This window comes from Pseudomonas sp. MOIL14HWK12:I2 (assembly GCF_000510745.1).
Lineage (GTDB): Bacteria > Pseudomonadota > Gammaproteobacteria > Pseudomonadales > Pseudomonadaceae > Chryseomonas > Chryseomonas oryzihabitans.
This window is the reverse complement of the sequence record NZ_AZOA01000012.1, coordinates 103,157-123,077: the sequence shown is the minus strand read 5'-3', so window position 1 is coordinate 123,077 and position 19,921 is coordinate 103,157. Positions and strand designations below refer to the sequence as shown.

Genomic DNA, 19,921 nt, shown 5'->3' with positions numbered 1-19,921 from the left:
CGCCCAGATGACCGAACCTACCCGCCAACGAGCCCGCGGCCTGGACCGCGCCTTCGACATCCTCGATCACCTCAAGCGGGTGGGTCGGCCGCTGCGCCCCAACGAGATCGCCGCGGGCCTGGGCATTCCCAAGTCCACCGTCTACGACCTGGTCGGCCTGCTGCTGGAGCGGCACATGCTCGATGCCGTGGGCCGCGACGGCCAGGTCTACCTGGGCCGCGAGCTGTACTTTCTCGGCCAGGCGCACCTGCGCCACTTCGATCTGGCCCGCGAGGCCGGGCTGCTGCTGGACGACATCGTCGCCCAGACCCGCGAGACCGCCCAGCTGTGCCAGCTCAACGGCCGCAAGTACACCGTCTCGCTGATGAAGGAAGGCGCCCGCGCCTTTCGCATCTCGTCCAATGTCGGCGAGGACGCGCCCATTCCCTGGACCGCGTCCGGGCGACTGCTGCTCGGTCATCTGAGCGATGCCGAGATCATCGCCCTGATCGATCCGGACGATTTCATCCTGCCCGACGGTAGCCGCCTGCCCCCGGCGACCTTTATCGCCGAGATCCGCAGCGCCTGCGCCGAAGGCTTCTTTTCCTTCGACAGCATCGCCGACACCTACACCCACTGCTTCGCCGCCCCGGTGCAGGACGCCAGCGGCCTGAGCATCGCCACCCTGTGCATCGTGGCGCCCCGCGCCGACGCCCAGGCCCACCATGCCGAGTACCGCCAGGTGCTGGTCGACAGCGCCCGCCGCCTGTCCCAGCGCCTGGGCGGCCAGGAGAATCCATGACCCCCCTCATCGCCCCCGAGAAAGGCGCCGCCAGTCCTGGCGCCAACCTGCTCAGCGACATCGCCCTGCCCGCCCTGGTCATCCACCAGACTGCGCTCGACCACAACATCGCCTGGATGCAGGCCTTCGCCAGCGACCGCGGCGCCGAACTCGCGCCCCATGGCAAGACCAGCATGGCGCCGGCGCTGTTCCAGCGGCAGCTGGCCGCGGGTGCCTGGGGCATGACCCTGGCCACCGCGGTGCAGACCCGCGCCGCCCAGGCCCAGGGCGTGCGCCGGGTGCTGATGGCCAACCAGCTGGTGGGCGCACCGAACATGGCGCTGATCGCCGAGTTGCTCGCCGCCGATCCGGACTTCGACTTCCATTGCCTGGTGGATCATCCCGACCAGGTGACCGCCCTGGGCGCCTTCTTTGGCGCACGGGGGCTGGCGCTGCAGGTGATGATCGAGTACGGCGTACCGGGCGGCCGTTGTGGTTGCCGCAGCGAAGCCGAGGTACGAGAACTGGCCCGGGCCATCGCCGGGCAACCGGCGCTACGCCTGACCGGCATCGAAGGTTACGAGGGGGTGATCCACGGCGCCGAGGCGGCCACCGACATCCGCGCCTTCGCCGATTCCCTGGTGCGCTTGGCGGAGGAACTGCGCGGCCAGGGCGCCTTCGCCCTCGACCGACCCATCGTCACCGCCTCGGGTTCGGCCTGGTACGACCTGATCGCCGCCGCCTTCGACCAGCTAGAAGTGCGCGAGCGCTTTCTCGCCGTCATGCGGCCCGGCAGCTATGTGGTCCATGACCATGGGATCTATCGCGAGGCCCAGCGTGGCGTCCTGGCCCGCACTGGTCTGAACGAGGGTCTGCAACCGGCGCTGGAGGTCTGGGCTCACGTGCAATCCCTGCCCGAACCCGGTTTCGCCATCCTCGCCCTGGGCAAGCGCGACATCGCCCACGATGCCGGCCTGCCGCTGCCGCTGCGCCGCTACCGGCCCGGCCAGACTGCTGCCGAGGCGGTCGACGTCAGCGGCTGCACGGTCACGGCCATCATGGACCAGCACGCCTTCATGGTCGTCGCCCCGGGGACCGCGCTGGCCATCGGCGACCTCATCGCCTTGGGCACCTCCCACCCCTGCCTGACCTTCGACAAGTGGCGCCAGGGCTGCATCGTCGACGAAGGACTGGAGGTCGTGGAGGCCTTCGCCACCTGCTTTTAGGCTTGTTTGAAAGGTCGTCGAACGAAGGTCAGGCAAGGCAAAAATCTGTGAGGAAGCGGATCGGACTCGCGCTCGAGTTTACGAATGGTAAATGAGCATTCCGACTGGGCTGGCATTCCAGCAGATTTTTAACTCAGCATGACCGAGTGCAGGCACCTTTCAGACAAAGCCTAGGGGCGCAGCTCGCCCTCTTCCTCGCCATCCCAGTAACGGATGCGCTCGGCATGCACCTTGATGAGGATCATGCCGGGCGTGTCGGTGCCCTGGGGAAACCAGCGGTCCAGACTCTTAGTCCAGTGCGCCTCGAATTGCGCCTTGTCGCGGATAAGCTCGGCGTGCCCTTCGATGCCGATGAAGATGCCGGGCTTGCCGAGCAGGCTCTTGCCTTCGCTGAAGCTCAGTCCCACCGCCGGATCCTGCTCGATGTCCCGGATCTTGGCCGAGTCCTCGTAGGCATAGAACCAGGAGTCCCCGTCGTATTCGACGTCGCCGTTGTTGCTCATCGGCCGGCTGGTCAGGCGCCCGGTGCCGGTGGTCAGCATGCAGAAATCCAGATCGCGCATCGCTTTGGAAAGGTCGTGCAGGGTCTTGTCGGCCATGGGGGTCGCTCCGGTTGGGCGGGCAGGCAGTGCCCGTCTCCATTCAGACCGGGGGCGGCGGCCGCTTGGTTCCGGCGCAGCGGCGTCGCCCGGGCTTTTCGGACGGACAGCCCTAGTGGGAAGCGACATAGACCGCCGTCGCCGGCGGTGCCGGCAGCGCATAGGTGGCCTTCATCCAGTCGATCTCCGCCAGCGGGGTCCGGCCGAACAGCCGCTTGAATTCGCGACTGAACTGGGAGGCGCTCTCGTAGCCTACGGCAAAGGCCGCGTTCGCCGCCGGGAGGGCGTCGCGCAGCATCAACAGCCGCGCCTGGTGCAGACGGGTCAACTTCAGATACTGCATGGGCGTGGTGCCGGTAATGTCGCGGAAGTGCCGGTGGAAGCTGGGCTGACTCATGCGCGCTTCCTGCGCCAGCGCGGCGACGTCCAGCCGCTCGGCATAGCGGGCGTGCAGGGTGCGCAACGACCGGGCGATACGGCCGAAACGCCCCTGGCGATCCAGGGCCGCGCGCAACGAGCCGCCCTGGGCGCCGGTGAGGATCCGATAGTAGAGCTCACGCAGCAGCGCCGGCCCCAGCAGCCGGGCGTCGGTCGGCACGCTCAGGACCTCCAGAAAGCGCAGCGTCGAGGCGCGCAGCGGCTCATCGATCGGCGAGGCATAGAGCCCGCGGGGCGCCTCCAGCGCCGGCCCCAGTTCGCTGTCTAGCTGCAGCACCAGGTCGCCGAGCAGCCGAAAATCCAGGCGTAGATAGATGGCCAGCAGCGGTGCCTCCGGACTGGCATCGGTCTCCATGGTGAAGGGCACGGGCACGGAGACCACCAGGTAGTGCTGGGCATCGTACTGATAGACGCGGTCACCGAAGTAGCCGCGCTTGCCGCCCTGGCAGACGATGACGACCCCGGGATCATAGAGCACGGGTACGCCGGTCAGCGGGCGATCCGAGCGCAGGAAGCGCACATCCTCCAGAGGGCTGAGGTTGTAGCCTTCCTGGGGCGCCAGCCTGCCCAGCAGCGTCACCAGCCGGCTGGCAAGGGGATCGCTCGGATTCATGGGGCCTCCGCTTCAGCCATCGGTGGAAAGGGTCAGGGCTTCCCAGCGGTCGATTTCCCGGCTGGCCGTGGCCAGGCGTTCGCGAACCAGGTGCAAGGCATCGCTCCCCAGCAGCAAGTGCGTTGGCGGCGCCGGCAGGGCGATGAGCTGCAGCAGCGCCTGGGCCGCCTTGCGTGGATCGCCCAGCTGCTTGCCGCTCTTGGCCTCCCGCGCCGCCCGGATCGGCGTGAACTGCTCGTCGTAGTCGGCGATGCCGCGTGCGCTGCGACGCATCGAGCGACCCGCCCAGTCGGTGCGAAAGGAGCCGGGTGCCACGGCGGTGACCCAGACGCCGAAGGGTACCAACTCCTGGCCCAGGGCCGCCGAGATACCCTCGAGGGCGAACTTGCTGCCGCAATAGTAGGAGATACCCGGCAGGGTGATGGTGCCACCCATCGAGGTGATGTTGATGATATGACCGCGGCGCCGTTCGCGGAAGGATGGCAGGAAGGCCTTGGTCATGGCGACCGCCGCGAAGACGTTGACCTCGAATTGCTGGCGCAGCTCTTCCAGCGGCGATTCCTCGAGAATGCCCTCATGGCCGTAGCCGGCGTTGTTCACCAGGACATCCACCGGACCGTGGGCTGCCTGAACCTCGGCCACCACTGTCGCCAGGCGCGCATGGTCCGTGACATCCAGCAGCACGCCATGGGCCCGGTCCGACAAGGCCGCGAAGGCCTCCAGATCGGCTTCCCGGCGCAGCGTGCCGATGACGCGGTGGCCGGCCGCCAGGGCTTCCCGCGCCAGGGCATTGCCCAGGCCGCTGCTCACGCCGGTGATGAAAAGGGTCTTGTGCTCGTTCATGGTCCACTCCCATCGTTGGAAGCGGCCATGCTAGCGCCGGTGTCTGGCGCCCCCACTGCCGGATCGTCTGGGTGTCTTGCCTAATCCTCTCGGCATCGACGCCCCGTGCTCAGGTCCCCCGCGGCTTGGCTCGGGCCGTGGGTTCGGCGATCAGGGGATCGTCCGGCCAGTAGTGCTTGGGATAGCGGCCCTTGAGATCCTTCTTCACCTCGGCGTAGGTATTGGCCCAGAAGCTGGCCAGGTCCTGGGTGACCTGCACCGGTCGCCGCGCGGGCGAGAGCAGGTGCAGCTTGACCGCCAGACGGCCACCGGCGAGGCGCGGGGTGTCGGCCAGGCCGAACAGCTCCTGCAGCCGCACCGCCAGCACCGGCGGCTGCTCGCTGTAGTCCAGGCGGATCGTGGAACCCGACGGCACGGCCAGACCTCGCGGGGCCAGCTCGTCGAGCTGACGGGGCAGCGGCCAGGGCAGCAGGCCCTGGAGCATGGCGGCCAGGTCCAGGGTGGCGAAGTGGGCCAGGCGGCTGACGCGATCCAGATAGGGCAGCAGCCAGACTTCCAGGCTGGCCAGCAGGGCGGCGTCGCTTACGTCCGGCCAGTCGCTCGTCGGCTGCTGCTGCAGATCCAGTTGGCGCAGCAGCGCCACCCGCGCCTGCCACTGGCGCAGCTCTGGCGTCCAGGGCAGCAACTCCAGCCCCTTGCGCCGCACCAGTCCGAGCAGGGCCCGGCTGCGGGCGGCGGTGTCCAGATTCTTCAAGGGTTCGCGGCTTAGCACCAGCTGGCCGATCCGTCGCTGGCGTTCGGCGCGCAACACCCCCTCGCGCTCGTCCCAGTCCAGTTCGTCGTGGCCTGCCACCTGCTCGGCCAACGGCCCCTCGAACAGCGCCGGATCCAGTTCGGCAGCCAGGTAGATACGCTCTTCGCGCTGTCCCTGGCGACTGCCCAGATCGGCCACCACCAGCCAGGGCGATTTCATCAGTCCATCCGGTTCGCCAAAGCTGGCGGCCCGGCCGTTGGCCAGGCGATAGTCCTGGCCGCCGGCCTTGCGCTGCTGGGCGATGCGATCCGGATAGGCGCAGGCCAGCAGCGCACCGGTCCAGCGCGGGTGCTCGGGATCGGCCACCGGCTGCCCGGCCGGGCCACGCAACAGGCCGCGATACTGGCGGACCAGCTGCCGAATCCGCGCCACGCCGCCGCGCGGACCTCGGCCTTCACCGGCCAGGAGCAGCAGGCGGGTGTGCAGATCGGCGCCCTGCCCCGGGGCCAGGTCGCGCTCGCCCAAGAGCGCGGCGACCTCGCAGGCACGCTCGGCCAGGCCCCAGGCCTGCCCCCGCAACAACAGGTGCGCCAGCCGCGGATGAGCCGGCAGGCCGCTCATGGCCTGGCCGTGAGGGGTGAGCACGCCCTGGTCGTCCAGGGCGCCCAGGCGCACCAGCAGATCGCGGGCCTGGGCCAGGGCGGCGGCGGGTGGCGGATCGAGCCAGGCCAGCTCCTCGGCGTTCATGCCCCAGCGCGCCAGTTGCAGCGCCAGTCCGGCCAGATCGGCCTGGAGGATCTCGGCACTGTCATAGGCCGGCAACTGCTGATGCCCTTCCTCCGACCAGAGTCGATAGCAGACGCCCGGCTCCAGGCGGCCGGCGCGGCCCTGGCGCTGGGTCGCCGAGGCGCGGGAAATGCGCCGGGTGGTCAGGCGGGTCATGCCACTGCCGGGATCGAAGGCCGGCACTCGCGCCAGGCCCGCGTCCACCACCACCCGCACCCCTTCGATGGTCAGACTGGTCTCGGCGATGTTGGTGGCCAGCACCACCTTGCGGCTACCTGGCGGCGCCGGCTCGATGGCCGCACGCTGGGCGGCCAGTTCCAGCTCGCCATGCAGCGGACAGAGCAATACCCCGGCGGGCAGCTGCTCCGCCAGGCGCTCGGCGGTGCGGCGGATCTCCGCCTGGCCGGGCAGGAACACCAGCAGGCTGCCGGCTTCCTCGTCCAGCGCCTGGAGCACCGTGGCGGCCACCCGCGCTTCCAGGCGCTCGTCCTGGCCGAGCGGCCGGCTCCAGCGGGTCGTCACCGGAAACATCCGTCCTTCGCTGCGCACCACCGGCGCGCCGCCGAGCAGCGCGGCGAGGCGTTCGCCTTCCAGGGTGGCCGACATCACCAGCAGCTTGAGCGGGGTATCGCGCAGCAATTCGCGACCGCTCAGGGTCAGCGCCAGGGCCAGGTCGGCGTCCAGGCTGCGTTCGTGGAATTCGTCGAAGATCACCAGGCCGACGCCGTCCAGCGCCGGATCGTCCTGCAGGCGGCGGGTGAGGATGCCCTCGGTGACCACCTCGATACGGGTGCGCGGCCCGACCCGGCTCTCCAGGCGGATGCGATAGCCCACGGTCTCGCCGACGCCTTCGCCCAGCTCCGCGGCCAGGCGCTCAGCGGCAGCGCGCGCCGCCAGCCGGCGCGGCTCCAGCAGCAGGATGCGCTGGCCGGCCAGCCAGGGCTCCTGCAACAGCGCCAGGGGCACCCGGGTGGTCTTGCCGGCCCCGGGCGGCGCTTCCAGCACGCAGTCGTCGCGGTGGGCAAGGGCCTGGCGCAGCTCGGGCAGGACAACATCGATGGGCAAGGGCGTCATTGGGCACGGCCGGTGGTCTCAACGGGGCGGGCAGTATAAAGCGTCTCGCCCGCCGTGATTCCGGCCGCTATAGTGGCGGCCTCATCCAACAGGAGGTTGTCTATGTCGATGCGTACCCGCGCGGTGTGTGGCGTCCTCGCCGCCGCCCTGTTCACCCAGCTGACCGCTTGCGGCTCGCTGTTCTATCCCGAGCGTCGCGGCCAGATCACCGGCAGTGGCCGGATCGATCCGGGCATCGTCGCTCTCGATGCCATCGGCCTGCTGTTCTACATCATTCCCGGCCTGATCGCCTTCGGCGTGGACTTCGCCACCGGCGCCATCTACCTGCCCGACAACAAGCGCGCCGAGGTCGATCCCGGCGAGCTGAACAAGGCGGTCAATCCGGACGGCAGCGTCGATCGCGCGCGCCTCAAGGCCATCATCCAGCAGGCCACCGGCCACAGCCTGCCGCTGGACGATCCGCGCCTGCTGCAGCGCAGCGGCAGCAATGAGCAGCTCGCCAGCCTGGGGCTCGCCCCGCGCGCCTGATGAGCGACCCGCACCGCACCGAGCGGCTGCTGCGTCGCGCCACCGCCGCTTCGGTGGCGGTGGCGACGACGCTGATCCTGGCCAAGGCCGTGGCCTGGTGGTTCAGCGGCTCGGTCAGTCTGCTCGCCGGTCTGACCGATTCGCTGCTCGACGGCCTGGCCTCGGTGTTCAACCTGCTGGCGGTGCACTACGCCCTCAAGCCGGCGGACGACGACCACCGCTATGGCCATGGCAAGGCCGAATCCCTCGCCGGCATCGCCCAGGCGGTCTTCATCGGCGTCAGCGCCGTGCTCATCGCCTGGCAGGCGATCGGGCGCCTACAGCAACCCGAGCCCCTGGGCGCCCATGCCCTGGGTATCGCCGTCACCCTGTTTTCCCTGGCCCTGACCGCCGTGCTGGTGGCCTACCAGCAGCACGTCATCCGCCTCACCGACTCCACGGTGGTCCGCGCCGACGCCCTGCACTACCGCTCCGATCTGCTGCTCAACGTCGGCATCCTGGCCGCCCTGGCGCTGACCGGCTTCGGCTGGTACTGGCTGGATCCGCTGTTCGGTCTGGCCATCGCCCTCTACATCCTCTGGAGCGCCTACGGCATCGCCCGCGACTCCTTTGGCGTGCTGATGGACCAGGAACTGCCCGCCGACATCAGCGAGCACATGCTGCAGCTGGCCTGCCAGGTGCCGGGCGTGGAAGGTGCACACGACCTGCGCACCCGCCTCTCCGGCAATCACTGGTTCGTGCAACTGCACCTGGAGCTGCCGGGCGAGATGAGCCTGTCCCGCGCCCATGTGCTGTGCGACGAGGTGGAAGCCGCCATCCGCGCCGAATATCCCCAGGCGGAGGTCCTGGTCCACGCCGATCCACTGGACGCACCCGACGTTCCGCACCGACATCCGCTGCCGCCCGCCACCTGAGTGGAACCCGGCGCCGCTGCGCTCTCTCGAATCTGCTGAGCCTGATTCAAGAGAGCGCCCAGACGGCGCCGGAGTCCACCATGAAAGCCATGTATCCGGTCGCGCGCCTCGCCGACCTGCGCGAAGACCGTGGCACCGCGGTCAAGATCGAAGACACCGAGATCCTGCTGCTGCGCGTCGGCGGCGAGGCCCGCGCCTTCCAGGCCAAATGCCCCCACGCCGGCGCGCCGCTGGCCGACGGCGCGGTCTGCCATGGGCGCCTGGTCTGTCCGTGGCACAAGGCGAGCTTTGCCGTCGAGGATGGCAGCCTGTGCGAACCGCCGGCGCTGGACGCCCTGCACCGCTATCCGGTGGAGGTGCGCGATGGCGAGGTGCTGGTCGGCCGCGATCCTCTGCCCGCCCAGGCGGCGGAATCCCGGCCCGACGACCGCCTGTTCGTCATCGTCGGCGCCGGCGCTGCGGGTACCGCCGCGGCCGCCGCCCTGCGCGAATTCGGCTATGGCGGACGCCTGCTGCTGATCGGTCGCGAACCGGGCGAGCCCTACGACCGGACGGCCCTGTCCAAATTCGTCCTCCAGGGCGACAAGGCCCCCGACGAAGCCCCGCCGCTGCGCGAGCCCGAGTTCTTCCGCCAGCAGCGCATCGAACGGTTGCATGCCGAGGTGACCCGCCTGGATCCCCAGACCCGTCAGCTGGAACTCGCCAACGGCCAGACCCTGAGCTACGACGGCTGCGTGCTCGCCACCGGTGGCGAACCCAAGCCGCTAGACGTTCCCGGCGCCCAGCTCGAGGGCATCCACCTGCTGCGGACCCGCGCCGACGCTGCCGCGATCCTCGCCGAGCTGCCCGCCGAGGGCCGCGCGGTGATCGTCGGTGCCAGCTTCATCGGCCTGGAAGCCGCGTCCGCCCTGCGCAAGCAAGGCCTGGCAGTGGACGTGGTCTCCCCCGCCTCCCTGCCCTTCGTCAAGCAGATGGGCGAGACCCTCGGCCAGCACTTCAAGACCCTGCACGAGGCCAATGGCGTGACCTTCCACGCCCCCAGCGAGATAGTGGGCTTCACCGGCGACGCTCACGTCCGCCAGGTCAGCCTCAAGGACGGCAGCCAATTGCCCGCCGACCTGGTGCTGGTGGGTACCGGCATCACGCCGGCCACCACTTTCCTCACCGATCTGCGCCTGGCGGATGACGGCAGCGTCCCGGTGGATGCTCAGCTCCGGGCCGCCGAGGACCTCTACGCTGTCGGCGATCTGGCCACCTTTCCCTTCGCCGGTCAGCCGACCCGCATCGAGCACTGGCGCCTGGCCCAGCAACACGGCCGCCTGGCGGCGCGCAATCTGCTGGGCCACGCCGAACGCTACGCGGACGTGCCCTTCTTCTGGACCCTGCATCACGGCAAGCGTTACGAATACCTGGGCCATCCCCGCCACTGGGACGACATGCATCTGGACGGCAGCCTCGGCGAACAGACCTTTGTCGCCCTGCTGCTGGCCGAGGATCGGGTGGTGGGCGTGGTGGCCTGCCAACGGGAACGCGCCACCGCCATCCTGGCCCAGCGTATGCGCCAGCCGCTGGGACGCGCCGAGGCCCTGGACATCGTCCAGGCCAATTGAGGAGTCGCCATGGCCAATCCCTATCGCGTCGGCCTGATCGCCGATACCCATGGTCTGCTCCGGCCCGAGGCGCTGGAGGCCCTCGCCGGCAGCGACTTCATCCTGCACGCCGGTGACATCGGCAAACCCGAGATCCTCGATGCCCTGCGCGAGCTGGCACCGCTGGCGGTGGTCCGGGGCAACAATGACGACGTGCCCTGGGCCGACGACATCCCCGAGCGCGTCACCCTGACCCTGGACGGCATCGACATCCATATGCTGCACATCCTGCCCGAGCTCGACCTGGCCGCCGCCGGTGCCCAGGTAAGGGTGGTGGTCAGCGGGCACTCGCACAAGCCGCTGATCGAAGAGCGCGATGGCGTACTCTACATAAACCCCGGCAGCGCTGGCCCACGGCGCTTTCGGCTGCCGATCAGCGTCGGCCGCCTGACCCTGGACGCCGGCCAGATCCAGGCCGAGATCCTGGAACTCACCCCCTGAAGGAATCCCGATGAGCATCGATTACCACTTCTACGAACCCAGCCAGGGCCACGGCCTGCCCCACGATCCCTTCAACGCCATCATCGCGCCGCGTCCCATCGGCTGGGTCTCCTCCCAGAGCGAAACCGGCGTCCTGAACCTCGCGCCCTACAGCTTCTTCAATGCCTTCAACTACAAGCCGCCGCTGATCGGCTTTTCCAGCCAGGGCTACAAGGACAGCGTGGCCAACATCGAGCGTACCGGCGAATTCGTCTGGAACCTGGCCACCCGCGAACTGGCCGAGGAAATGAACACCAGCAGCGCCATGGTCGGACCCGAGGTGGACGAATTCGCCCTGGCTGGCCTGGAGCCTGCCGCTTCGACGGTGGTCAAGGTGCCGCGCGTCGCCCGTGCCCAAGTTGCCTTCGAGTGCCGGCTGAGCCAGATCGTCCGCCTCAAGACCGCCGCCGGGGACGAACTGGACCAGTGGCTGGTGCTGGGCGAGGTGGTGGCCGCCCACATCGACAAGCGCCTGCTCAAGGACGGCATCTACCAGACCGCGGCCGCTCGCCCCATCGTCCGCGGCGGTGGCCCGGCCGACTATTTCGAGATCACCGAGGCCGCGCTGTTCCGCATGCGCCGCCCGGACTGAGCGGTAGGCTCTGAAATGCAAAACGGCGCCCTCGGGCGCCGTTGTCGTTGTCGCGACCCCTAGCCCGCTGCACTGACGCGGAAATTCAGGCGCGGGAAATGCACCTGGATCGCCCCCAGATGCTCGTCGTGACGGCGGATCACTAGAGCCTCGCTATCGGCATGCACCAGTTCACCCACCACCGGATCCACCCCATAGTCGGTTGCCGCCACACTCACCCGGTCACCCCAGGCGAAGCCTTCCACGGCGAGGGCCTGGTCGCGCGGCAAGGCCAGTGGCTCCGCCGCCCTGGCGATCTCCAGCGCCTCGGCGGCGCCGAGTTCCTCATAGGTACCATGACCGAACCCCAGCACCCGGGCGAACCAGGCGGCGATCTCGGGGCGCTCGTCGACCAGGGGCGCCAGTTGCGGCGTGCTCTTGAGAAACCAGAAGTTGTGCGCCAGGGCGATGTCGGCCACCGAGGGCGCGCCGAACAGGAATTCGCCGGCGCTGCGCTGGAGCTGGGTCTCCAGGCGGGTCAGCAGGGTCGGCAACTGTTGCCGGGCCTGCTCGGGACTCAGCCGGCTCAGGCTGCCACCGCTGAACAGCGCCTTGCGGTCGTCCAGGAACGCCTGGGCCTGCTCCGGCGGCAGGCTGGCCAGGCGCGGACCCATGATCTCCGGCTGGAACATCAGCGCCACGGCATGCTGGAACAGCACCGAGTCCGCCCAGGCGGCAAAGGCGGCCACCACCGCTTCCTGGCCTTCCGGAAACAGCGCCGGCACGGCCTTTTCCGCCTCCAGGCGACGGGCGATCAGGGCCGTGTCGCAATAGACATCTGCCCCCACCTGCAATACCGGCGTCTTGCGATAGCCACCCGTGAGCGCCACCAGTTCGGGCTTGGGCAGCATCCGCGGAATGATCACCGAACGCCAGGCCAGCCCCTTGAAGCCCAGTAGCAGGCGCGCCTTCTCGGCGAAGGGCGATTGCCAGTAGTGATGCAGAATCAGCTCGGACATGACAGCTCTCCTGAAGGGGCCGCGGACGCCAGGCCGGCGCGGGCCAGCACCAGGGATTCCTTGGCTTTTTTGGTCAGCTTCTTGATCTGGATTTCGCGACGCAGAGCGGTCGACTTGTCGCCACAGGCTTCCACATAGACCAGCGCCTGGGCCGGACTGGAGGCAAAGAAGCGGGCACCGCGGCCACTGCGGTGCTGGGCGAAACGGCGCTCGGGATCATCGCTGATGCCGCAATAGAGCGCCTGATTCTCGGCACGCACCAGGTAGACATACCAGATGCGCGCGGGTGGCAGGGAGTTATCGCTCACCGTCAGGCGAACCACTCCCGGGCGGTACGCCAGACGCACACGCCGACGAAGTAGATGCCGCTGGCGAACCAGAGGACCATCAGCCACAGCGGCTTGTCGGGATGCACGAATACCATCATGGCGCTGCTGAGCAGCCAGATGGAGGTCACGGTGATGTTCACCGCCATCAGCTGGCGCACGCGGAAGGGATGCAGGAACTTGACCCGGGTCAGGGTCAGGGCGGCCAGCACCAGCACCACCGCCATGCTGAACCAGGGCGCCAGGTCCAGTACGTAGAAATACAGCGCCACCACGTTCCAGGCCGCGGGAAAGCCGACGAAATAGTTGTCGGCGCTCTTCATGTTCACATTGCAGAAACAGAACAGCGACGACAATAGGATGATGCCCACCGCCACCAGTTCGAAATGCGGCGGCAAGGGCACGAAGCGATAGATGAAGATGGCCGGAATGAACACATAGGTCAGGTAGTCGACCACCAGGTCCAGCGCCGAGCCGTCGAAATGGGGCAGTACCCGCTTGACTTCGAACTTGCGCGCCAGGGTGCCGTCGAGACCGTCGACGAGCAGAGCGATGCCCAGCCACATCAGGCAACCCTTGGGTTGACCGTCGACCAGAGCGAGCAGCGCCAGAAGCGCGAGGATCACACCACTGGAGGTCACCGCATGGGCGCCCCAGGCCTTGGCTTTTGTCAGCATGAGCGGATGGGAAATGGAGTTCACGGGCGTCTCTCTATGATGACGGCTTCGACTGCCCAGCGCACCGCCCGTTCTGGCGATACGCTACGAAATCGACAATGAAGCCGGTGAACGGCAAGGCGGACCTTGACCGCCGACCCCGGAAACCGGGCGCCAAACGTCGAGGATACCGCGCCTTGCGGCCCTTTGCCCGCCTTCCCGCCGAACGCCCGTGACTGGGTTCGCAGGACGACCGGGGCGGACAGGTCTCCGCCCCGGCCGCGCTTAGTGCAGGATCTGCCCGAGGAACAGGCGGGTACGCTCGTTCTGCGGGTTGTCGAAGAACTGGTCCGGAGCGGCCTGTTCGACGATTTCGCCCTTGTCCATGAAGATCACCCGGTTGGCCACGGTGCGGGCGAAGCCCATCTCGTGGGTCACGCAGAGCATGGTCATACCGTCCTGGGCCAGACCGATCATGGTGTCCAGCACCTCCTTCACCATCTCCGGGTCGAGCGCCGAGGTCGGCTCATCGAACAGCATGATGCGCGGCTGCATGCACAGCGCCCGGGCGATGGCCACGCGCTGCTGCTGGCCGCCGGACAGCTGGCCCGGAAACTTGTTGGCCTGCTCGGGAATGCGCACCCGCTGCAGGTAGTGCATGGCGATTTCTTCGGCCTGCTTCTTCGGCATCTTGCGCACCCACATGGGGGCCAGGGTGCAGTTCTGCAGCACGGTCAGGTGCGGGAAGAGGTTGAAGTGCTGGAACACCATGCCCACTTCGCTGCGAATGGTCTCGATCTGCTTGAGATCGTTGGTCAGCTCGGTGCCATCGACGATGATCTGGCCCTTCTGGTGTTCTTCCAGCCGGTTGATGCAACGGATGGTGGTGGACTTGCCCGAGCCGGACGGCCCGCACAGCACGATGCGCTCGCCCTGGGTCACGGTCAGGTTGATGTCCTTGAGCACGTGGAACTGGCCGTACCACTTGTTCACGTCCTTGAGCTGGATCATGACCTTGCTGCTGTCGACCTGCTGCTTGTTGCTTACGTTCATCTGATGACTCCTAACGCTTGTGGCCGGTGTTCAGCTTGCGCTCCAGGCGAGCGGAGTAGCTGGACATGGCGAAACAGAAAACCCAGTAGATCAGCGCGGCGAACACATAGCCCTCTGTGGACATGCCCAGCCAGGCCGGATCCGAGGTGGCGCGCTTGATGCTGTTGAGCAGGTCGAACAGGCCGATGATGATCACCAGGCTCGAATCCTTGAACAGCGCGATGAAGGTGTTGACGATGCCCGGGATCACCAGCTTGAGCGCCTGCGGCAGGATCACCAGGCCCATGGTTCGCCAGTAGCCCAGGCCCATGGCGGCAGCGGCCTCGTACTGGCCCTTGGGAATGGCCTGCATGCCACCGCGGACCACTTCGGCGATGTAGGCCGCCTCGAAGATGATCACCATGACGATGGCGCGCAGCAGCTTGTCGAGGTTCATGCCCTCGGGCAGGAACAGCGGCAGCATCACCGACGACAGGAAGAGCACCGTGATCAGCGGGATGCCCCGCCAGAACTCGATCATGGTCACCGAGATGACCTTGATCGCCGGCAGCTTCGAGCGGCGGCCGAGGGCCAGCAGGATGCCCAGCGGCAGCGCGCCGACGATGCCCACCGCCGCGATGACGATGGTCAGCATCAGGCCGCCCCACTCGCTGGTGGGGACCATTCGCAGGCCCAGACCACCGTACAGCAGCCAGAAGGCCACCAGCGGGTAGATCACCAGCAGGGACAGGCCGTAGCGAGCCTTGTGCTTGAAGCTGTCGAGGAACAGCGGAATGGCGCCGACCACGGCCAGCACCACGGTCAGGTCGAACCGCCAGCGCTGGTCTTCCGGGTAGAAGCCGTACATGAACTGGCCGATGCGTTCCTTGATGAACACCCAGCAGGCACCGCCCGGCGCGCAATCGGACCGGGTCGTGCCACTCCAGGTGGCATTGAGGAAGGCCCAGTTCACCACCGGCGGCACGATCAGCCAGACCAGGTAGAGGCCGAGCAGGGTCAGCAGGGTATTGCCGACGCTGGAAAACAAATTGCCACGAATCCAGGCCAGGGCACCGACGCTGGAGGGTGGCGGCGGCAGGTCCGGTTTGAAGGTATGGGTCTGGTTACTCATACGCGCTCCTTAACGCTCGATCAGCGCGATGCGCTTGTTGTACCAGTTCATCAGGATGCTGATGCTGATGCTGATGGCCAGGTACACACTCATGGTGATGGCCATGGTCTCGATGGCCTGGCCGGTCTGGTTCAGCGTGGTGCCGGCGAACAGCGCCACCATCTCCGGATAGCCCACCGCGGCGCCCAGGGAGGAGTTCTTCATCAGGTTCAGGTACTGGTTGGTCAGCGGGGGAATGATCACCCGCAGCGCCTGGGGAATGATCACCAGCCGCAGGGTCAACCCGGGACGCAGGCCCAGGGAGCTGGCTGCCTCGGTCTGACCATGGCTGACCGCCTGGATACCGCCCCGTACCGTCTCGCCGATGAAGGCCGCGGTATAGACCGATAGGGCCAGCGCCAGGGAGACCAGTTCCGGAATGATCACCCAGCCACCGCGCAGGTTGAAGCCTTGCAGCTCCGGCAGCTCCCAGTGGAACGGCTTGCCGAACACCAGGGTCGCCAGCAGCGGAATGCCGATCAGCAGCGCCAGGATCGTCCACAGCACCGGGAAACGTTCACCGGTGGCGTGCCGACGCTTGCGGGCCCAACGGAACACCACGACGCTCGCCACGACGGCGATCAGAAAGGCGATCAGGCCCGGAATGAAGCCCGCATCGGCGCTCGGGGCCGGCATGTACAGGCCGCGGTTGTTGACGAAGAAGGCGTCACCCAGGCTCAGACTCTGGCGCGGGCCAGGCAGCGGCGCGAGGACGGCGAAGTAGACGAAGAAGATCAGCAGCAACGGCGGGATGTTGCGGAAGATCTCGATATAGACCGTGGCGACCTTGCGCAGCAGCCAGTTGTTGGACAACCGCGCCACGCCCACCGTGAAGCCGATGATTGTCGCCAGCACGATGCCGATCACCGAGACCAGCAGGGTGTTGAGCAGGCCGACCAGGAATACCCGGCCGTAGGTGTCACCCTCGGTATAGGGAACCAGGTGCTGGGGGATGCCGAAGCCGGCAGAGTTGTTGAGGAAGCCGAAGCCCGAGGTGATCCCCCGGTGAGACAGGTTGGTCTGGGTGTTGTTGAACAGGAACCAGCCGAAGGCCACGACGGCGACTACGGCGACGACCTGGAACAGCCACGAACGCACCTGAGGGTCGGTCAGTAGCGACCCACGGACTGGTGGCGAGGTTTTGCTAACGTTTTGCATCTACTGGAAGCCTCATTAAACCCTCGCCCCGCAGCGCGAAAAGCGCTGCAGGGCGAGAATCTGCACATCCGGAAGGTGTCGGCGACTAGGGCGCCGAGATCAACGGACCGGCGGGGAGTACTGCAGGCCGCCTGCGTTCCACAGGGCGTTGAGACCACGCTTGATCTTCAGATCGGAACCCATGCCGACGTTACGTTCGAAGACTTCGCCATAGTTGCCGACCTGCTTGACGATGTTCAGCGCCCAGTCCTTCGGCAGCTTCAGATCCTTGCCGAATTCGCCATCGGCACCCAGCAGGCGACGCACGTCAGGATTCTTGGAGTCCTTGGCCTGGGCTTCCACGTTGGCGGAGGTCAGGCCCATTTCCTCGGCGCTGACCATGGCGAACTGAGCCCACTTGACGATGGTGAACCAGTCTTCGTCGCCACGACGGACGGCGGGAGCCAGGGGCTCCTTGGAGATGACCTCGGGCAATACGACGTAGTCGTCGGGCTTGGCCAGCTTGATGCGCTGGGCGTACAGCTGCGACTGGTCGGAGGTCAGCACGTCGCAACGACCGGCTTCCATGGATTTGGCGCTTTCGTCGGAGGTGCTGTAGGTGATGGGGGTGAACTTCATGCCGCTCGAGCGGAAGTAGTCAGCCAGGTTCAGCTCGGTGGTGGTACCGGCCTGGATGCACACGGTGGCACCGTCCAGTTCCTTGGCGCTCTTCACACCCAGCTTCTTGTTCACCAGGAAGCCCTGGCCATCGTAGTAGGTCACGGCGGTAAACATCAGGCCCATGCCGCCATCGCGGGAGCTGGTCCAGGTAGTGTTGCGCGACAGGACGTCGATCTCGCCGGACTGCAGCGCGGTGAAGCGCTCCTTGGCGGTGAGGGGGGTGAAACGCACCTTGGAAGCATCGCCGAACACGGCGGCGGCGACGGCGCGGCAGACGTCCACGTCGATACCCTTGTATTCACCCTTGGAGTCGGTGAAGGAGAAACCCGGCAGGCCATCGCTGACGCCGCATTGCACGAAACCCTTGTTCTTCACTGCATCCAGAGTAGCGCCCGCATGAGCCATGCCGGACAGGCCCAGAGCAGCGGCGGTGGTCAGAATTGCCAGGGTAGACTTCACCATCTTCATCGATAAGCTCCACTTTGTTTATGAATTACGTTTCCAGTCGCACGGCAGCACGATGTCTCTCGCCTGATTGCCGTGTAACTCGCCCACCCGATCCCTGGGCGTCCTCTATCAAGGGATGGAGGAGACGCGCTGGAAGGCGTGACGAAGCAGTGAGTCAGTGTTACCTGTTAGTGCACTACCTGGCCGCAGCCTAGATGAGGCAATTTGCGGACCAGTGAATGCGACAGCTGCTCACTTCGCTCAAACCCGGCAATCGCGTGACTTCGAGCAAAAAGCCGAACAACAGAATTACGAAAATGCGACACGCATTTTGTGCACCATCTGTTACCACACCCATTTTTAGTGGCACCAAACTGGAGCAAAGCCTTGGAAAATTCGCCTCTTGTGCTGGAATCGCCCAGCGGAACCGCCGATAGCTGCGTCATTTGGTTGCATGGCCTGGGTGCAACCCAGCATGACTTCGAACCCGTTGCCGAATTGTTGCAGCGCAGCCTGACGTCGACCCGATTCGTCCTGCCCCAGGCGCCCACCCAGGCGGTCACCATCAATGGCGGCTGGGCCATGCCGTCCTGGTACGACATCCTGGCCATGAATCCGGCCCGGGCCATCGACCGCGCCCAGCTGGACGCCTCGGCCGCCACGGTACGGGCACTGATCGAGACCCAGCAGGCCCAGGGCATTGCGGCCGAACGCATCGTGCTGGCCGGCTTTTCCCAGGGCGGCGCCGTGGTCCTGCACACCGCCTACAACACCGCCTGCCCGACACTGGGCGGCGTCATGGCGCTGTCGACCTATGCGCCCAGCTTCGAGGACGCCCAGGTCAATCGGGGCGGCGCCACCCCGGTGCTGTGCCTGCACGGCGAGCAGGACGACGTGGTACCCCTGGCCCTGGGGCGGGCCGCCTACGAGGCGCTGGTGGCCGCGGGCGTGGAAGCGCTCTGGCACAGCTACCCCATGCGCCACGAGGTCATCCCCGCGGAGATCCAGGACATCCAGGGCTGGCTGCTGGCACGTCTCGGCGGAAAATAAAGGGCGAATTGCCGGACCGCTTCGTTTTTGGAAACCGGTCGACAATTTGCAGCATCTGGACGCGAAGGGGGGCCTGGAAAGGGCAAAGCGAACGAACTTTGAGGTACCCATCCGGTCCAGTGTGGGTGCCTGAAGGTCGTGATGTGCATGGAGCAGCTATGGCCCGAGTTTTCCTTTCAGTCCCCGGGGTGATCCTTTGATGGCTGCCCCCTTGTCCGTCTGGTTGGCCGAAGTCCCGGTCGATTCCCTGAAGGACCTGCGCCTGTTCAAGGGCGTGGAGACCCATCTGCTGGAAGCCCTGATTGCCCGCTCGGCCACGCGCAGCCTGGTCGCCGGCGAGTGCCTGCTCTCGCCCGCCATGCTCAACCAGTACATGTATCTGATCCTGGAAGGTCGCCTGCGGGTCCACCTGGGCTCGCCGGACAATCCGCCCATCTATCTGCTGGGTCCGGGCGAATGCTCGGGCGAGATCAGCTTCATGGACAGCGAGCGACCCAGCGCCCACGTCATCGCCGAAGCCGACACCCAGGTGCTCTGCCTGCACCGCGATCTGGTGCTGGAACTGATCGAGCGCTCCTCCAAGGCCATGCACAACCTGCTCGGCATCCTCTGCGAGCGGATGCGCCGTGGCAACCAGCTCATCGTCGATACCGAACGCAATGCCAACGTCGACACCCTGACCGGCCTCTTCAATCGTCGGCGGCTCGAACAGCTGTTCGAGCGCGAGAGCACCCGTTGCGCCTTCAATCGGCAGCCCTTGAGCCTGCTGATGCTGGATGTGGACCACTTCAAGCGCTACAACGACACCCATGGGCACCTGGCGGGCGACTATGCCCTGTGCCTGGTGGCCAACACCCTGCGCGACCAGCTGAGACCCAAGGACAGCATGGCGCGCTATGGCGGCGAGGAGTTCGTCATCCTGCTGCCGGAGATCGACCGCGACGAAGCCATCGCCATCGCCGAGCGCCTGCGCCAGAGCCTGGCGGAGATCAAGGACTTCTATTCGCCCTGCGGCAAGCTGCCGGGGGTGACCGTGTCCATCGGCCTGGCCCAGATGCGCAAGGCCGACTCCCTGGACGAACTGGTAGGGCGTGCGGACAAGTCGCTCTACCAGGCCAAGGATGCCGGGCGCAATCGGATCAGCGGCTGAGCGGATTGCGCTTGCGT

Annotated in this window: 20 protein-coding genes; 9 read left to right on the top strand and 11 right to left on the bottom strand. The window is 66.9% G+C overall.

All coding sequences use genetic code 11. The features are described from left to right. Nucleotides 1-7 precede the first annotated feature (7 nt). Nucleotides 8-781, top strand: coding sequence for an IclR family transcriptional regulator (locus tag PSK12I2_RS0111505; RefSeq protein ID WP_027598508.1), 774 nt, complete (start codon nt 8-10; stop codon nt 779-781). Then, nucleotides 778-1,986: an amino acid deaminase gene (locus PSK12I2_RS0111500; RefSeq protein WP_027598507.1), complete on the top strand. Its 1,209-nt coding sequence runs from the start codon at nt 778-780 to the stop codon at nt 1,984-1,986. Before PSK12I2_RS0111505 ends, PSK12I2_RS0111500 begins: the two co-directional genes overlap by 4 nt. A gap of 170 nt (nt 1,987-2,156) precedes the next feature. On the opposite strand, the gene PSK12I2_RS0111495 is transcribed toward PSK12I2_RS0111500, so the two are convergent. The 4 genes from PSK12I2_RS0111495 to hrpB form a co-directional block, all read right to left on the bottom strand. Beyond that, a complete protein-coding gene (locus PSK12I2_RS0111495) occupies nt 2,157-2,585 on the bottom strand; it encodes a pyridoxamine 5'-phosphate oxidase family protein (protein WP_027598506.1) in 429 nt (142 codons plus the stop codon). Between the two features lie 112 nt (nt 2,586-2,697). Further along, nucleotides 2,698-3,636, bottom strand: coding sequence for an AraC family transcriptional regulator (locus tag PSK12I2_RS0111490; RefSeq protein ID WP_027598505.1), 939 nt, complete (start codon nt 3,634-3,636; stop codon nt 2,698-2,700). A gap of 12 nt (nt 3,637-3,648) precedes the next feature. Further along, the gene (locus PSK12I2_RS0111485; RefSeq protein ID WP_027598504.1) at nt 3,649-4,479 is read right to left on the bottom strand and encodes an oxidoreductase; all 831 of its coding nucleotides are present in this window, start codon (nt 4,477-4,479) and stop codon (nt 3,649-3,651) included. A gap of 109 nt (nt 4,480-4,588) precedes the next feature. Further along, on the bottom strand, nt 4,589-7,093 hold the full coding sequence (gene hrpB / locus PSK12I2_RS0111480) for an ATP-dependent helicase HrpB (RefSeq protein WP_027598503.1): 2,505 nt from the start codon (nt 7,091-7,093) through the stop codon (nt 4,589-4,591). A 102-nt stretch (nt 7,094-7,195) separates the two neighbouring features. Here hrpB and PSK12I2_RS0111475 point away from each other — a divergent pair, with 102 nt between their 5' ends. The 5 genes from PSK12I2_RS0111475 to PSK12I2_RS0111455 all read left to right on the top strand — a co-directional run bounded on the left by PSK12I2_RS0111475 (nt 7,196) and on the right by PSK12I2_RS0111455 (nt 11,256). Then, nucleotides 7,196-7,621 carry a hypothetical protein gene (locus tag PSK12I2_RS0111475; RefSeq protein WP_027598502.1) on the top strand — a complete coding sequence of 142 codons (426 nt, stop codon included), beginning with the start codon at nt 7,196-7,198 and terminating at the stop codon, nt 7,619-7,621. After that, nucleotides 7,621-8,535 (top strand): cation diffusion facilitator family transporter, encoded by a 915-nt coding sequence (locus PSK12I2_RS0111470; RefSeq protein ID WP_027598501.1) that lies wholly within the window; start codon nt 7,621-7,623, stop codon nt 8,533-8,535. The genes PSK12I2_RS0111475 and PSK12I2_RS0111470 overlap by 1 nt, the downstream gene beginning before the upstream one ends. 80 nt (nt 8,536-8,615) lie before the next feature. Further along, nucleotides 8,616-10,145, top strand: coding sequence for an apoptosis inducing factor family protein (locus PSK12I2_RS0111465; RefSeq protein ID WP_027598500.1), 1,530 nt, complete (start codon nt 8,616-8,618; stop codon nt 10,143-10,145). A gap of 9 nt (nt 10,146-10,154) precedes the next feature. Beyond that, nucleotides 10,155-10,625, top strand: coding sequence for a metallophosphoesterase family protein (locus tag PSK12I2_RS0111460; RefSeq protein WP_027598499.1), 471 nt, complete (start codon nt 10,155-10,157; stop codon nt 10,623-10,625). A gap of 10 nt (nt 10,626-10,635) precedes the next feature. Next, nucleotides 10,636-11,256: a flavin reductase family protein gene (locus tag PSK12I2_RS0111455; RefSeq protein ID WP_027598498.1), complete on the top strand. Its 621-nt coding sequence runs from the start codon at nt 10,636-10,638 to the stop codon at nt 11,254-11,256. 59 nt (nt 11,257-11,315) lie between these two features. Here PSK12I2_RS0111455 and PSK12I2_RS0111450 read toward each other — a convergent pair whose 3' ends face one another. The 7 genes from PSK12I2_RS0111450 to PSK12I2_RS0111420 form a co-directional block, all read right to left on the bottom strand. Beyond that, nucleotides 11,316-12,254, bottom strand: a complete 939-nt coding sequence (locus tag PSK12I2_RS0111450; protein ID WP_027598497.1) for a glutathione S-transferase family protein — start codon at nt 12,252-12,254, stop codon at nt 11,316-11,318. Next, nucleotides 12,242-12,562 (bottom strand): GIY-YIG nuclease family protein, encoded by a 321-nt coding sequence (locus PSK12I2_RS0111445; RefSeq protein ID WP_177324646.1) that lies wholly within the window; start codon nt 12,560-12,562, stop codon nt 12,242-12,244. The genes PSK12I2_RS0111450 and PSK12I2_RS0111445 overlap by 13 nt, the downstream gene beginning before the upstream one ends. Nucleotides 12,563-12,564: 2 nt before the next feature. Then, entirely contained in the window at nt 12,565-13,257 is a 693-nt protein-coding gene (gene pcsA / locus PSK12I2_RS0111440; RefSeq protein ID WP_085982652.1) for a phosphatidylcholine synthase, read from the bottom strand. A 264-nt stretch (nt 13,258-13,521) separates the two neighbouring features. Continuing rightward, entirely contained in the window at nt 13,522-14,289 is a 768-nt protein-coding gene (locus PSK12I2_RS0111435) for an amino acid ABC transporter ATP-binding protein (protein WP_027598495.1), read from the bottom strand. 10 nt (nt 14,290-14,299) lie between these two features. After that, nucleotides 14,300-15,400 (bottom strand): amino acid ABC transporter permease, encoded by a 1,101-nt coding sequence (locus PSK12I2_RS0111430; protein WP_027598494.1) that lies wholly within the window; start codon nt 15,398-15,400, stop codon nt 14,300-14,302. Nucleotides 15,401-15,409: 9 nt separating this feature from the next. Next, a complete protein-coding gene (locus tag PSK12I2_RS0111425; protein ID WP_027598493.1) occupies nt 15,410-16,597 on the bottom strand; it encodes an amino acid ABC transporter permease in 1,188 nt (395 codons plus the stop codon). A 99-nt stretch (nt 16,598-16,696) separates the two neighbouring features. Next, on the bottom strand, nt 16,697-17,725 hold the full coding sequence (locus PSK12I2_RS0111420; RefSeq protein ID WP_027598492.1) for an amino acid ABC transporter substrate-binding protein: 1,029 nt from the start codon (nt 17,723-17,725) through the stop codon (nt 16,697-16,699). A gap of 384 nt (nt 17,726-18,109) precedes the next feature. Here PSK12I2_RS0111420 and PSK12I2_RS0111415 point away from each other — a divergent pair, with 384 nt between their 5' ends. Together PSK12I2_RS0111415 and PSK12I2_RS0111410 are read left to right on the top strand one after the other, a co-directional pair. Next, complete coding sequence (locus PSK12I2_RS0111415) at nt 18,110-18,754, top strand: alpha/beta hydrolase (protein ID WP_027598491.1); 645 nt, start codon at nt 18,110-18,112, stop codon at nt 18,752-18,754. Nucleotides 18,755-18,953: 199 nt separating this feature from the next. Further along, entirely contained in the window at nt 18,954-19,904 is a 951-nt protein-coding gene (locus PSK12I2_RS0111410; protein ID WP_037007679.1) for a GGDEF domain-containing protein, read from the top strand. Nucleotides 19,905-19,921: the final 17 nt, after the last annotated feature.